Annotated in this window: 14 protein-coding genes; 9 read left to right on the forward strand and 5 right to left on the reverse strand. The window is 65.9% G+C overall.

All coding sequences use genetic code 11. The features are described 5' to 3' along the window. Positions 1-129: 129 nt before the first annotated feature. The 3 genes from ACWIEX_RS02235 to soxA are packed head-to-tail and all read right to left on the reverse strand — an operon-like array spanning position 130 to position 2,441. Complete coding sequence (locus ACWIEX_RS02235) at positions 130-1,014, reverse strand: MBL fold metallo-hydrolase (protein WP_454031518.1); 885 nt, start codon at positions 1,012-1,014, stop codon at positions 130-132. A gap of 7 nt (positions 1,015-1,021) precedes the next feature. Beyond that, a complete protein-coding gene (gene soxX / locus ACWIEX_RS02240) occupies positions 1,022-1,627 on the reverse strand; it encodes a sulfur oxidation c-type cytochrome SoxX (RefSeq protein ID WP_454033444.1) in 606 nt (201 codons plus the stop codon). 13 nt (positions 1,628-1,640) lie between these two features. Continuing rightward, the gene (soxA, locus tag ACWIEX_RS02245; RefSeq protein ID WP_454031519.1) at positions 1,641-2,441 is read right to left on the reverse strand and encodes a sulfur oxidation c-type cytochrome SoxA; all 801 of its coding nucleotides are present in this window, start codon (positions 2,439-2,441) and stop codon (positions 1,641-1,643) included. A gap of 198 nt (positions 2,442-2,639) precedes the next feature. On the opposite strand from soxA, the gene soxY reads away from it, so the two are divergent. The 9 genes from soxY to ACWIEX_RS02290 all read left to right on the forward strand — a co-directional run bounded on the left by soxY (position 2,640) and on the right by ACWIEX_RS02290 (position 9,912). Then, on the forward strand, positions 2,640-3,104 hold the full coding sequence (soxY, locus tag ACWIEX_RS02250) for a thiosulfate oxidation carrier protein SoxY (protein WP_454031520.1): 465 nt from the start codon (positions 2,640-2,642) through the stop codon (positions 3,102-3,104). Positions 3,105-3,152: 48 nt separating this feature from the next. Next, on the forward strand, positions 3,153-3,482 hold the full coding sequence (soxZ, locus tag ACWIEX_RS02255; RefSeq protein ID WP_454031521.1) for a thiosulfate oxidation carrier complex protein SoxZ: 330 nt from the start codon (positions 3,153-3,155) through the stop codon (positions 3,480-3,482). 104 nt (positions 3,483-3,586) lie between these two features. Beyond that, positions 3,587-5,284 (forward strand): thiosulfohydrolase SoxB, encoded by a 1,698-nt coding sequence (gene soxB / locus ACWIEX_RS02260; protein ID WP_454031522.1) that lies wholly within the window; start codon positions 3,587-3,589, stop codon positions 5,282-5,284. Between the two features lie 46 nt (positions 5,285-5,330). Beyond that, complete coding sequence (soxC, locus tag ACWIEX_RS02265; protein ID WP_454031523.1) at positions 5,331-6,605, forward strand: sulfite dehydrogenase; 1,275 nt, start codon at positions 5,331-5,333, stop codon at positions 6,603-6,605. Continuing rightward, complete coding sequence (locus tag ACWIEX_RS02270; protein WP_454031524.1) at positions 6,589-7,317, forward strand: c-type cytochrome; 729 nt, start codon at positions 6,589-6,591, stop codon at positions 7,315-7,317. Before soxC ends, ACWIEX_RS02270 begins: the two co-directional genes overlap by 17 nt. A 29-nt stretch (positions 7,318-7,346) precedes the next feature. Further along, a complete protein-coding gene (locus ACWIEX_RS02275) occupies positions 7,347-7,643 on the forward strand; it encodes a c-type cytochrome (protein ID WP_454031525.1) in 297 nt (98 codons plus the stop codon). A gap of 34 nt (positions 7,644-7,677) precedes the next feature. Next, complete coding sequence (locus tag ACWIEX_RS02280) at positions 7,678-8,202, forward strand: DsrE family protein (protein WP_454031526.1); 525 nt, start codon at positions 7,678-7,680, stop codon at positions 8,200-8,202. 7 nt (positions 8,203-8,209) lie between these two features. Next, positions 8,210-9,481, forward strand: coding sequence for an FCSD flavin-binding domain-containing protein (locus tag ACWIEX_RS02285; RefSeq protein ID WP_454031527.1), 1,272 nt, complete (start codon positions 8,210-8,212; stop codon positions 9,479-9,481). 44 nt (positions 9,482-9,525) lie between these two features. Next, the gene (locus tag ACWIEX_RS02290; RefSeq protein ID WP_454031528.1) at positions 9,526-9,912 is read left to right on the forward strand and encodes a c-type cytochrome; all 387 of its coding nucleotides are present in this window, start codon (positions 9,526-9,528) and stop codon (positions 9,910-9,912) included. Positions 9,913-9,983: 71 nt separating this feature from the next. Here ACWIEX_RS02290 and ACWIEX_RS02295 read toward each other — a convergent pair whose 3' ends face one another. Both ACWIEX_RS02295 and ACWIEX_RS02300 read right to left on the reverse strand, forming a co-directional pair. Then, positions 9,984-11,492 carry a M81 family metallopeptidase gene (locus tag ACWIEX_RS02295; RefSeq protein ID WP_454031529.1) on the reverse strand — a complete coding sequence of 503 codons (1,509 nt, stop codon included), beginning with the start codon at positions 11,490-11,492 and terminating at the stop codon, positions 9,984-9,986. Next, the gene (locus ACWIEX_RS02300) at positions 11,489-13,069 is read right to left on the reverse strand and encodes an ABC transporter substrate-binding protein (RefSeq protein ID WP_454031530.1); all 1,581 of its coding nucleotides are present in this window, start codon (positions 13,067-13,069) and stop codon (positions 11,489-11,491) included. The genes ACWIEX_RS02295 and ACWIEX_RS02300 overlap by 4 nt, the downstream gene beginning before the upstream one ends. Between the last annotated feature and the right edge of the window lie 290 nt (positions 13,070-13,359).

Genomic DNA, 13,359 nt, shown 5'->3' on the forward strand with positions numbered 1-13,359 from the left:
CCTTGCGGCTGCCGTGCCGGCTGCCCGCGGATCGAGGGCCCTGCCTTCTCGTGCTCCCGGGCCGGTGCAGATCGCGGCATGCCTGGCGACGCCTCGACGACTACAGGCTGGACCGCCGGCGCTGCTTGCCTAACTGACGAAGCGATAGGCCGTACCGCGCCGTTCGACCCGCCCGATGGCGCCAGGAAGGTGGTAGCCGATAGCCTGCGTGCCGCTCCGGCTCAGGTCGTCGAGCAGACGACGGCGTGTCGCGACGGCAACCTCCCCGTCCTGATCCGATACGGGGCGCCATTCCGGATGCGCGAAGGAAATTCGTGGATGGGTAAGGGCATCGCCCAGCACCATGACCGGGCTTCCGGCCAGTTCCAACGCGAAGGAAACATGGCCCGGCGTGTGCCCGGCCGTCTCGACGACTGCGATGCCCGGCAGCCATTCGCGCCCTGCCTCAACCCGCTCCAGCCGGTCACCTAAGTTCTTCGCGATGCGTTGCGCCCCGGCGGCGAGGGCATGCCGGCCCGCGGGCAGATGGTCATAGACCTTGGCGCCGGTCCAGAAATCGACCTCGCGGGCGGCGGCCAGCCAGCGCGCATTGGGGAAGAGCGGGCTGTCGAACTCGTCGAGCGCGCCCCAGAAATGGTCGGGGTGAAGGTGGGTGAACAGCACATGCGTCACCGCTTCGGGGTCGATGCCGGCGGTGCGCAGGCTCTCCTGCAACTGGCCAGTGCCGGGCAGGAAATTGGCGCCGGCCCCGCAATCGAACAGGATCAGCTCCTTGCCGCGCCGCAGGCAGGTGATGTTCAGGGGCGTGCGGAACGGATCGGACGGCCCCGCCTGCGCGGTGATCTCGGCGGCCGGCACGTCACGCGCCAGGGTCGACAGCGGCATCTCGAAGCCGCCGTCGCTCAGGATCGTGATGCGCTCCGCCTCGGAGCCGAGCGTGGTGACCACCTGTGCGCGTGCCGGGGCGGCAAGGCTTGCAACCCCGGCGGCGAGAAGGAAGCGACGCGTCAGCATGCCCGGCCTATTTGTTGACCGGCGATTCGGGGTCGAACAGATAGGCCATCACGTCCTTGATCTGCGCCTCGGTGAGCACCTTGTTGGTGCCGAAGCGGGGCATGGTCGAGCAAGGTACGGCTGCCATGGAGTTGTAAATCTTCGTGTAGGCGTCCTTGATCGTTTCGGGGTCGTATTTGCGGTCTTTGCCATAGGCCGTCAGGCTCGGCCCGAGCGTGCCGTAGCTCAGTTCCTTCGGGTCGAGCTGGTGGCAGGCGAAGCAATTGCCGCCGGAGACGGTGCCGGGCGGATCGGAAAACTGGCCGCCGCGGCCATTATTCGCGACCTGGAAACCCTTCTTCCAGTCGCCGAGGAACTTGCCGTCGGCCGGATAGGTCACGCGGGCCGCTTCGTGCTTCAGGATATCGTTGGATTGTGCCGGGGAGGGGTTGTTGCGCGTCGCGTTGCAGATCGCGAGCGTCTCGTCGGGCTTGATGCGGGCCTGCCACTCGGGCGAGGCCTTGCCGAAGCTCGACTTGATGTAGGAATCGATGGCCGCCTGGCTCGGGCGGTCCTGGGCGCACGCCTGACCGGCCGCGAAAAGGCCGGCCGCAAGGGTGATGGTGAGCTTCATCATCGTCTGGTCCTCACCGCTTGATCGACGGAACGTTGAGCTCGCTGCCTTCCGCCTGCTTCTGAAGGAAGACGGTCAGGGCCGTAATCGCGTCCGAGGCGTATTCCGGAGCCGGCCAGCGCTGCTGGCGATAGCAGTCCCACAGCCTGTTCTGCATGGTCCGCACGGCGCTCTGCGAAACCCGATAGGTTGGCCACGAACCCATCGTCTCCTGTGCGGTCTTGCTCTTGGCGGAGAAGTCCGGAAGATTCGTCAGGCGGATACGCTTGCCTTGCTGCGCATGGCAGCTGGCGCAGGAAAAGTCATTGACGCCGCCGCGGGTGTAGAACAGCGCTTCGCCGACGGCTGCAGCCTCCTTCTCCTTGGGATGCGAGAGCTGCGGCTGGATCTTCATCCCGGTCGATTTGTTGGCAATGAACGCGACGAGGTCCTCCATGTCGGAGGTGCGGCCGGGAGCCGAGAAACGGCGGGCGATCACGTCCTTGGTGTCGAGGCCCTGGAGCTTCTCCATGCACCAGAGCAGGCGCTGCTCGGTGTCCATCACCCGGTCGGCGTCCGCGAAATGGCGCGGCAGCCTGGCATAGGCGCCTTCGAGCTTGCCTGCCCCTTCGCCGAGGTCGCAGCCTTCGAGCGAGACGTTCTTCGTGCCGCGCGCCTCGCTCCACAGCGCCTCGCCGCGATCGACGGCCAGGAATGCCGGGTTCGAGAACGGGTCCGAGAGCATCTGCCGGTAGCGCTCAAGCTCCTTCTCGGTGTCGTCCTGTGGCGATTGCGCAGCCAAGCGAGCTCCTGCGAAGCCCAAGATGGCCGTCATCACGGCCACCGCCATCAGCGGAATCCTCATCCCTCAGCCCTTTCGTTTCCTCGTCGGCCGCTTATGCTGCGGCTTGGTGCAAAGCCGTTCCAGACTTTACATTCAAAAAAAACAATATAACGATACGTGCAAATGATGTGCGGCGATCGGCCGCTTCGTCAAGCTTTAAAAATCGACCAGTTCCAGGGAGGAACACGCATGAACAAGGGCCTTTCAGGGCTGTCGCGCCGTGATGCCGTGCGGGCTGCGGCCCTGGCTTTCGCCGCCGGGGTGATCGCGCCGCGCCTTGCCTTCGCCGACGAGAAGGCCGTCACGGCCGAGATCAAGAAGCTCTTCGGCGACAGGAAGATGGCCCAGGGCAAGATCAAGCTCGACGTGCCCGAGATCGCCGAGAACGGCCTTGTCGTGCCGGTCAATGTCGAGATCGAGAGCCCGATGACGGAAGCCGACTACGTCAAGGCGGTGCATGTCTTCGCCGACGGCAATCCACAGCCGGGCGTCGTCAGCTACCAGTTCACGCCGGCCTGCGGAAAGGCTTCGGCCGCGACCCGCATGCGCCTCGCGCAGACGCAGGACGTGATCTGCATCGCCGAGATGTCGAACGGCGATCTCTATTCGGCCAAGGCCAACGTCAAGGTCACGATCGGCGGCTGCGGCGGCTGATTCGCCGCCCTCCACCTTGATCAGAAAACCAAGAAGGCGAGGAAACCCATGACCACGAAGCCCACGCCCCGGGTGCGCGTTCCCGCGAAAGCCGCCGCCGGCGAGATGATCGAGATCAAGACCCTGATCTCGCACGAGATGGAATCCGGCCAGCGCAAGGACGCCAAGGGCGAGACCATCCCGCGCAGGATCATCAACAGGTTCTCGGCGAGCTTCAACGGCAAGCCCGTCTTCGCTGCCGACTGGAACCCGGCGATCTCGGCGAACCCCTACCAGTCCTTCTTCTTCAAGGCGGCGGAGTCCGGCGAGTTCACCTTCGCCTGGAAGGATGATGACGGCTCGGAATACACGGCCAAGAGCAAGCTGACGGTGGGCTGACGCCTGCCTTCCGCCCGGCGCGCGCGAGGGCGCGGCGCCGGGCCACTACCTGATAATCCGATCACTTCCCGGGGCGCGGCATGCGCGGGCCCGAAGGATGAGTCATGATCTCGAGACGCGAATTCCTGCAGGCGACCGCCGTCGCCGGGGCATTGACCGTATCCGCCGGGCTGGGGCCGCTCGGGCGCGCCGCTGCCCAGCAGAAGCTCTCGCAGGCCGATATCCTGCGCTTCGACCCGCTCGGCACGGTCACGATCCTCTATCTCGCCGATATCCACGCGCAGCTCATGCCGCTGCATTTCCGCGAGCCTTCGGTCAATCTCGGCGTCGGCGAGGTCAAGGGCCTGCCGCCGCACCTGACCGACGCGGCCTTCCGCGAGTATTTCAAGGTGGCGGCCGGCTCGCCCGACGCCTTCGCGCTGACCTCCGACGATTTCGTCCAGCTCGCGCGCAATTACGGCAGGATGGGCGGTCTCGACCGGGTCGCCACGCTGGTGAAGGCGATCCGCACTGAGCGCGGCGACGACAAGGTGCTGCTGCTCGATGGCGGCGACACCTGGCAGGGCAGCTGGAGCGCGCTCAAGACCAAGGGCCAGGACATGGTCGACGCCATGTCCGCGCTGAAGGTCGATGCGATGACTTCGCATTGGGAGTTCACGCTCGGCGCGGACCGCGTCAAGGAGATCGTCGAGGCTGCCCCCTTCGCCTTCCTCGCGCAGAACATTCGTGACAAGGAATGGAACGAGCCGGTCTTTCCGCCGCGCAAGGTCTTCGAGAAGGGCGGCGTCAAGGTCGCCGTCATCGGCCAGGCCCTGCCGCGCACCGCGGTCGCCAATCCGCGCTGGATGTTTCCGGACTGGGAGTTCGGCATCCGCGAGGAGGAGCTGCAGAAGCAGGTCGAGGAGGCGCGCGCCGAGGGTGCGGGCGTGGTGGTGCTGCTCTCGCATGACGGCTTCGATGTCGACCGCAAGCTCGCCTCGCGGGTGAAGGGCATCGACATCATCCTGACTGCCCACACCCATGATGCGATGCCGGGACTGGTCCGCGTCGGAGATACGGCCCTCGTCGCCACCGGCTCGCATGGCAAGTTCCTCTCGCGGCTCGATATCGCGGTCAAGGACGGCAAGGTTTCCGATATCCGCTTCAAGCTGATGCCGGTCTTCGCTGATGCGATCGCGCCCGATGCCGAGATGGCGGCGCTGATCCGGAAGGCGCGTGAACCCTACGCCGCGGATCTCGCCCGCGAGATCGGCCGCACGGATTCGCTGCTCTATCGGCGCGGCAATTTCAACGGCACCTTCGACGACCTGATCTGCGCCGCGATGATGGAACAGCGCGATGCCGAGATCACGCTGTCGCCCGGCTTCCGCTGGGGCGGCACGCTCCTGCCGGGCGAGCCCATCACCTGGGAGGCGATCACCAACGCCACCGCTATCACCTATCCGAACTGCTACCGGATGGAGATGACGGGCCAGCAGCTCAAGGACGTGCTGGAGGACGTCGCCGACAACATCTTCCACCCCGATCCGTATTTCCAGGGCGGCGGCGACATGGTCCGCGTCGGCGGCATGGGCTACGCGATCGACATCGCCCAGTCGATGGGCAGCCGCATCTCGGAACTCACCCATCTGAAGACGGGGCAGCCGATCGAGGCCGGCAAGCGCTATGTCGTGTCAGGCTGGGCCAGCGTCAACGAAGGCACGCAAGGCCCGCCGATCTGGGATGTCGTGCGCGATCACGTCGCCAAGGCCAAGACCATTTCCCTGAAGCCCAACACCGCGGTGAAGGTCAGCGGCGCCTGATCGCCGCCGTGCCGCACCGCCCCCCGCAATCGGAGGACATGAGACGATGACCTCGCATCGAGACGATCCGGCCCCGAGCCGGCGCCGCTTCCTGGGAGGCGCGGCCCTGGCCGGCGCCGGCCTCGTCACGGCCGGTTCCGCCCGCGCCGAGGCAGGCAAGCCCGATCCCCTGATCACCGACGTCCAGGACTGGAATCGCTATCTCGGCGAAGGGGTCGACAAGCATCCCTATGGCGTGCCCTCGCGCTACGAGAAGAACGTGATCCGGCGCGACGTGCCGTGGCTGACGGCCTCGCCGGAATCCTCGGTGAACTTCACGCCGCTGCACGATCTCGACGGGATCATCACGCCGTCGGGCCTGTGCTTCGAGCGCCACCATGGCGGAATCGCCGATATCGACCCGGCCAATCACCGCCTGATGATCCACGGCCTCGTCGAGAAGCCGCTCGTCTTCACCATGGACGACATCAAGCGGATGCCGCGCGAGAACCGCATCTACTTCCTGGAATGCGCGGCGAATTCGGGCATGGAATGGCGCGGCTCGCAGCTCAATGGCTGCCAGTTCACGCACGGCATGGTCCATAACGTCATGTATACCGGTGTGCCGCTGCGCACGATCCTGGCCGAGGCCGGCCTGAAGCCGAAGGCGAAATGGCTGATGCTGGAGGGCGCCGATTCCTCCGGCATGAACCGCTCGCTGCCGCTGGAGAAGGCGCTCGACGACGTGCTGATCGCCTTCGCCATGAACGGCGAGGCGCTGCGGCCGGAGCAGGGTTATCCGCTGCGCGCGGTCATCCCGGGCTGGGAGGGCAATCTCTGGGTCAAGTGGCTGCGCCGCATCGAGGTCGGCGACATGCCCTGGATGGCGCGCGAGGAGACCTCGAAATATACCGACCTCCTGGCCGACGGGCGCTCGCGCCGCTTCACCTTCTTCATGGATGCCAAGTCGGTCGTCACCAACCCGTCGCCGCAGGCGCCCTTGAAACAGAAGGGCCGCAATGTGCTCTCCGGCCTCGCCTGGTCCGGTCGCGGCACGATCAAGCGTGTCGACGTGACGCTCGACGGCGGCAGGAACTGGCAGAGCGCGCGGATCGACGGGCCGGTGCTCGACAAGTCCCTGACCCGCTTCTACGTCGATTTCGACTGGAACGGCGGGGAATTGCTGGTGCAGTCGCGGGCGATGGACTCCACCGGCTATGTCCAGCCGACCAAGGAGGAGCTGCGCAAGATCCGCGGCGCCAATTCGATCTATCACAACAACGGCATCCAGACCTGGCATGTGAAGCCGAACGGGGAGACCGAGAATGTCGAAATCTCCTAGGATCGCGCTGCTCGCCGGCGCCGCCGGGCTTGCCGTCGCCCTCGTCGGGCCGCTCCTGGCGCAGCCGGCGCAGAAGAACCACGGGCCGGCGAAGCCTCCTCATGCCGCCCCCGCGGCTCCGGCCCCGAAGCTCGGACTCGGGCGCGAGGCGCTGCCTGCGGAGCTCAAGGCTTGGTCCATCGGTGTGCGTCCGGACGGGCAGGGCCTGCCTCCCGGCAAGGGCACGGTGCGGCAGGGCGATGAGCTCTTCCAGGCGCAATGTGCGGCCTGTCATGGCGAGTTCGGGCAGGGCAATGGGCGCTGGCCGGTCCTGGCGGGCGGGCAGGGCTCGCTGAAGGACGATCGGCCGGAGAAGACGATCGGCTCGTTCTGGCCGGACCTCTCCACCGTCTTCGACTATATCCACCGCGCCATGCCCTACGGCAACGCGCAGTCGCTGCAGCCGGACGAGGTCTATGCCCTGACGGCCTATCTCCTCTATCTCAACGACATCGTGAAGGACGAGGATTTCGAGCTTTCGGACAAGAATTTCACCTCGGTCAAGCTGCCCAACGCAGCGGCCTTCTACGACGACGACCGCGAGACGACCGAGAAGTCGTTCTGGGGCAAGCAGCCCTGCATGAAGGACTGCAAGAGCGAGGTGAAGATCACCGGCCGCGCCACGGTGCTCGACGTGACGCCGGACTCCAAGACGGCGCCGAAGGTGGATTGATGGCGGGGCCGCAAGCCGGATCGGGTTGGATGAGCTTCGCGGCCGTGGCGGCGGGGCTCGCCGCAACTCCGGCCCATGCGGCGGCCGACCGGGCGCTCGGGGAATATCTCGCGGCCGAATGCGCGGCATGCCATGTGGGCAGCGCGCCGAAGGCCGGCGCCATCCCGGCGCTTGCTGGCATGCCCGCCGACCAGCTCACCGCGCTGATGATGGCGTATCGGCGCGGCGAGCGCGACAATGCCGCGATGCGCAATGTCGCCAGGCAGCTTTCGGAAGAGGATATCGCGGCCCTGGCCGCCTATTACGAGGGGCTGAAAGCCCCCTGACCGTCGATATGCGGCGGCCAACAGGGAGGAAACGATGACTGACAACGTGTTGATATCGTCGCGCCGCAGCCTGCTCGCGGCCGCCGCTTCCGGCCTCGCGGTCGCGGCCACGTCCGCTGCGGCTGCCCCGAAGGAGCTCAGCCTCGCGGACATCAAGAAGGAAGCCGATGTCGCCTGCGTCTACCATTGCGATTTCGGCGATGCGGCCCGGTTCGACCAGATGCTGACCAATATCGCGAACCATTATTCGGCTTATGGTGCCGATCCCTTCGCGCTGCAGCTCGCCATCGTCGCGCATGGCGCGGGCGTGAAGTTCTTCCTGAAGGATCTCGAGGGGACGAACTGGGCCGGCGACGGCGCCGCGCTGAACTCGTTCGAGCGGGTCGAGGCGCTCGCGAAGAACGGCCTCAAGGTCCATCTCTGCGAGATCACCTTCCAGCGCAACCGGATCGACAAGGCGAAGGCGCGGGATGTCCCCTTCGCCAGCTTCGTGCCTTCCGGCGTCGCCGCGGTCGCCGCGCTGCAGGCGAAGGGCTTCGCCTATCTGAAGATCGGCTGAGGCTGCCATGAGGCTCGATCGGCGAACGGTTCTGCGCTCGGGACTGGCCGCTGCGGCGACGCTGGCGGCGCCGGCCGTGCTCGGCCAGGCGAAGCCGCGCGTCGTGGTGATCGGTGGCGGTGCCGGCGGCGCCACGGCGGCGCGCTATCTCGCCAGGGATTCGAACGGCGCATTGGCGGTGACGCTGGTGGAAGAGAACGAGGTCTATCACACCTGCTTCCACTCCAATCTCTATCTCGGCGGCTTCAAATCCTATGACGAGATCACGCATCGCTACGATGCGCTGACGGGTCGTTACGGTATCGCGCTCGCGCGGGCCCGCGCCATGCGGATCGACCGGGACAAGCGCGAGGTCGTCCTCGCGGAGGGGCAGCGCCTGCCTTACGACCGCCTCGTCGTCTCGCCCGGCATCGACCTCAAATACGATTCCGTGCCCGGCTGGTCGAAGGCGGCCGAGGAGACCATGCCGCATGGCTGGAAGCCCGGCCCGCAGACGCAGCTCATCAAGCAGAAGCTCGATGCCGTGCCCAATGGCGGGACCATCGTGATGATCGCGCCGCCCAACCCCTATCGCTGCCCGCCGGGTCCCTACGAGCGCGCCTCGATGTTCGCCCATGTGCTGAAGAGCACCGGACGGGGCGATGCCCGGATCGTGATCCTCGACCCCAAGGAGAGCTTCTCCAAGCAGGGCGTCTTCCAGGAGGGTTGGGAGAAATATTTCGGCACCATGATCGAATGGCTCGGGCCCAAGGTGCATGACGGCGTCAAGTCGGTGGATCCCGCCACCAACACCGTGGTCACCGGCTTCGAGACCTATCGCGACTGCGCCTTCGTCAATGTCGTGCCGGCACAGATGGCCGGCGAGATCGCCCGCAGCGCCGGGCTCGCGCCCGAGGGCGGCTACTGCGCCATCGATCCGGCGACGATGAAGTCGACCACTGACGCGAATATCCATGTCCTCGGAGACGCCTGCATCGCCGGCGACATGCCGAAATCGGCCTTCGCCGCCAACAGCCAGGCCAAGGTCGCGGCGATGGTGATCCGGGCGGAGCTGACGGGAGCACGCAGCTTCCCGCCGCGCTATCTCAACACCTGCTGGTCGCTGATCGAGACCGACGATGCGATCAAGGTGGGCGGCCGCTACGAGCCGCGCGACGGCCGCATCGCGGCGATCGAAACCTTCGTCTCGCAGAATGGCGAAACCGTCGATCTGCGCCGGCAGAACCAGGCCGAGAACCTCGGCTGGTACGCCGCGATCACGGCCGACATGTTCTCGTGACCGCCCCTTTCGCTCCTTCTCGCAGCTACTTCAGAGGATTTCGCATGAGACTGCTGGTTCCCGCCGCCCTTCTGATCGCCCTGTCCTTTTCGCAGTCCGCCAACGCGCAGGACGCGGCGGCTGGCGAACGCTCCTTCAATAAGTGCAGGGCCTGCCACCAGGTCGGCGAGACCGCGAAGAACGGCGTCGGACCGGAGTTGAACGGACTGTTCGGGCGTCATACCGGCGCGGTCGAGGGCTACAGCTACTCCGCTGCCAACAAGGGCGCCAACATCACCTGGGACGAGGCGACCTTTGCCGCATACATCAAGGACCCCAGGGCGAAGATTCCCGGCACGAAGATGGTTTTCGCCGGCATCAAGAACGAGAAGGAGGTCGTGGACCTGACCGCGTTCCTGAAGCAGTTCGGCCGGGACGGGAAGAAAATGTAGTCAGCGGCAGGAGGCCACGCGCCGGAAAGCGCGGTAACGCGAGGGCGTATCCTCCCGCGCCAGCCTGCGCGTCAGCCTCCCGCTGCAAAGCGCGGGCTGCCATAGGGATAGTAGTCCGCCAGCGTGAGATTTTCGTAGGCGAGTGCGTCGAGATGCACCGTGCCCATGAAGGGTTCGGGCGGCTCGACCAGGAGGATCGTCGGCGCAAAGCCGCTATCGTCGAAGCCCCGGCGGAAATGCACGCGCGATTTGATCGCGATCACATCGAAATCCCGGGCTTCGAGCCCGAGCTGCCAGAGTTCCGCAGGCTCGATGATCTGGACGAGATAGGGGCTGAGCACCAGCACATTGCCCTTGCCGAATTCGACGCAGATCCAGTCCTTGCCATGGCCGCGCGCAGTCGTTGCCGGCCCCACGGATCGCAGCGTGCCGGAGATGCGGACGGGCGCACCGGCCGATTCGTCGAAGAGGCCGCCGATCTCCGCATCGAAGGCGTCGCCCGGCTTCGCGCCGGACGCGATCACGGAGCGAACCGCCTCGGGTGAGGCGATCGTGGCGACCAGGGTACGCTCGAGCTTTTGCGCCACGATCTCCTGGAGAAGCCAGGTGGCGTAGCCCGAGCGGTCGCTGTAATCGGCGAGCACGACAGGCGCCTTGCCGTCCGTCACCGCTGTGCGTGCCAGCGCGACGGCTTCCTTCGTCGTGTGGATCTTGACGGTATCCAGCAGCGCCTGGCGCCGGCGCCAGATCCATTCCGCCATGTCGCGCAGGATGCGCTCGGCAAGGTGGGGGTCGCCATTGGTCAGCACCTGCAGCGACATCCCGGCATCGGGGACGTCGGACCAGGGAAAGCCGAAGAACACGTTGACGAAGACATCGGGCTCGCGCGCCTCCCAGATCAGCGCGCGCTGGATGAGGTCGGACCAGGGCGAGGCACCGGTCCACATCACCACTGTCGGCGCGATGATCGGGATGCGCAGGGTGCGATGCACCGGCTTGAAGCTGCCGCGGATCGCCCGGACCAGCATGCGCGCCGCGCGCTCGCCCTGCAGATGCATGTCGTAATGCGGGAAGTATTTCACGCAGAACGCCATGTCGGCCTGCGCCAGGAAGTCCTCGTCCTCGTTGCCGTGCGGGTCGAAGGTCGCGGTGATGAAGGCCTTGTCTCCCACCACCTCGCGGACGCGACGGGCGATATCGGCCTCCGGCTTCGGCACCCCGCGCACGGCGAGCGCACCATGGAGCGCGAGATAGACGCCGTCGAATTGCGGCTGCGCCTTCAGCTCCGCGATCATGATGCCCATGAAATGCTCGTAGGCATCCTCGGTCACCCAGCCCGAGCCCGTTCCGGTCCGCGGCCAGAGCGGCGAGGTGATGCCGATCAGCTCGACATTCTCGAACTCGCTGATGACCTGCACGAAGCCACCCATATAGCCCTTGGGATCGGTGGCGAGCAGGTCTTCGCCGGAGGCCGGAGATCCCGGATAGATGAAATCCTCCCGCGTCGTGTCGTTTGGAAGGAACGTCACCGTCTCATGAGCGAACTGGAGAACGGCGATCCGAAGCTTGGAATGTGTCACAGCGGCCTGACGTCGTAGAATTGGGCGAAACCGATACGCATGCCGGTGATCCCGCGATAGGCCGTCTTTTCATAATAGGCGCCGAGCGGGATATAGGGCACGTCGATGAAGAACTGCTTCTGGATCTCGGCACAGATCGCCTTCTGGGCCGCGGCATCCTTGGCGGCGAACCAGTCGAGTCTGAGCTCTTCGAGGCGCGGCGATGTAGGCCAGCCGAACCAGGCCTTGTCGCCATTGCCGCGGATGCCGAGCTGGCTGGCGGGATCGAAATTATTGGTGCCGTTCAGGTAGGTGAGGAAGATGCTCCAGCCACCTTTGTCGACCGGCTGCCGGCTGGCGCGGCGCTGGACGACCGTGCCCCAGTCGGTCGAGACCAGCTCGACATTCATGCCGGATTTCTGCAGGGCATCGGCCGCCACGGCCGCGAGCGCATGGGTCGAGGGGTAGTCGGTCGGATCGAGCAGCACGACGCGCTCGCCCTTGTAGCCGGCCTCTGCCAGGGCGCGTTTGACGGCGGCGAAATCGCGCTTGCCGACCAGCACCTCGGTCCCGGCCGTCGTCGCCATCGGCGTATCCGGGCTGAAGACGCCGACATGATCCTTCCAGAGCGAGCGCTCGTCCCCGGCAACCGCCGTCATGCACTCGCTCTGGTCGATGGCACCGAGCAGCGCCCGCCGGATCGCCGGATTGTCGAAGGGCGGATGCAGCGCGTTGAAGCGCAGGCAGCCGATGCCGCCGGCCGGGTCAAGCCCCTCCAGCTTGAGGCCCGATTTGCCTTTCAGCGCACCCTGAAGATCGGGCGTCGGGTTCTGCCACCAGTCGATCTCGCCGTTGCTGAGCGCATTCGCGGCCGTTTGCGGATCGGGGATGATATGCCATTCGATCCGCTCGAAATGCGCGTGCTTCGGGCCCGCGGTGAAGGTGGCGGAGCCATCGGCGCGTGGAACATAATCGGAAAACCGCTCATAGACGGTCAGCGCACCCGGGACGCGCTCATCGGCCCTGAAGCGGAACGGTCCGCTGCCGATCATCTCGGTGACCTGCTTGTTGGGGTCGGTGACGGCAAAGCGCTCGGGCATGATGCAAGGCATCGAGGTACCCGTCTTGCCGAGCGCCGCCGGCAGCAGCGGGAAAGGCCGCTTGAGCCGGAACTTCACGACACGGTCGGATTCGGCCGAGAGCTCGTCGGTCGCATCCATCAGGGCGCGGCCGAAGGCGTCGCGTGCCGAGAAACGGCGAATGCTCGGCACGACGTCCTGCGCGCGGACCGGTTCGCCATCATGGAAGCGCAGGCCCTCGCGCAGCGTCAGCCGCCAGAGCTTGCCATCGTCTTCGACCGTATGGCCGGCCACCATCTGCGGCTCGAAACCGTAGGCGGCGTTCTGGCCGTAAAGCGTATCGAAGACGAGGTAGCCGTGATTGCGCGTCACGGTCGCCGTCGTCCAGACCGGGTCGACGATCGCGACGTCCGATTCCGGAATGAATTTCAGCAGTTTCGTCGGCTGCGCGAGAGCCGGCTTTGCTATCGCGGAAACTGCAGCACCCGCAGCGACACCCAGGAATGTCCGACGCTTCATGCCGTGAACCCTCTGCCGAGGAGATGGAAAGGACGCTTAAGGCCGCGTCGCTGCAATCCCAATGCGTCGATCCTAGAATGGCCGAAATGACGGACGCAAGCGCTTTGGCCCTGCTCCGAGCGCGGGAGCGACCTCACGGAAGTGGCGCATGCAATCTGGATCACCGGCGATCGGCAGGACTTTCGGGCGCTGATATGCGGGTCTCGGTCGCTTGCTGGACCTAATCGCAGGCAGGCCATGCCCCGGGGCCTGACTGAGTGCATTTGTCGCTCTGCCCGTTCTCAGGCATT

It is taken from the genome of Allobosea sp. NPDC055353 (assembly GCF_053644975.1).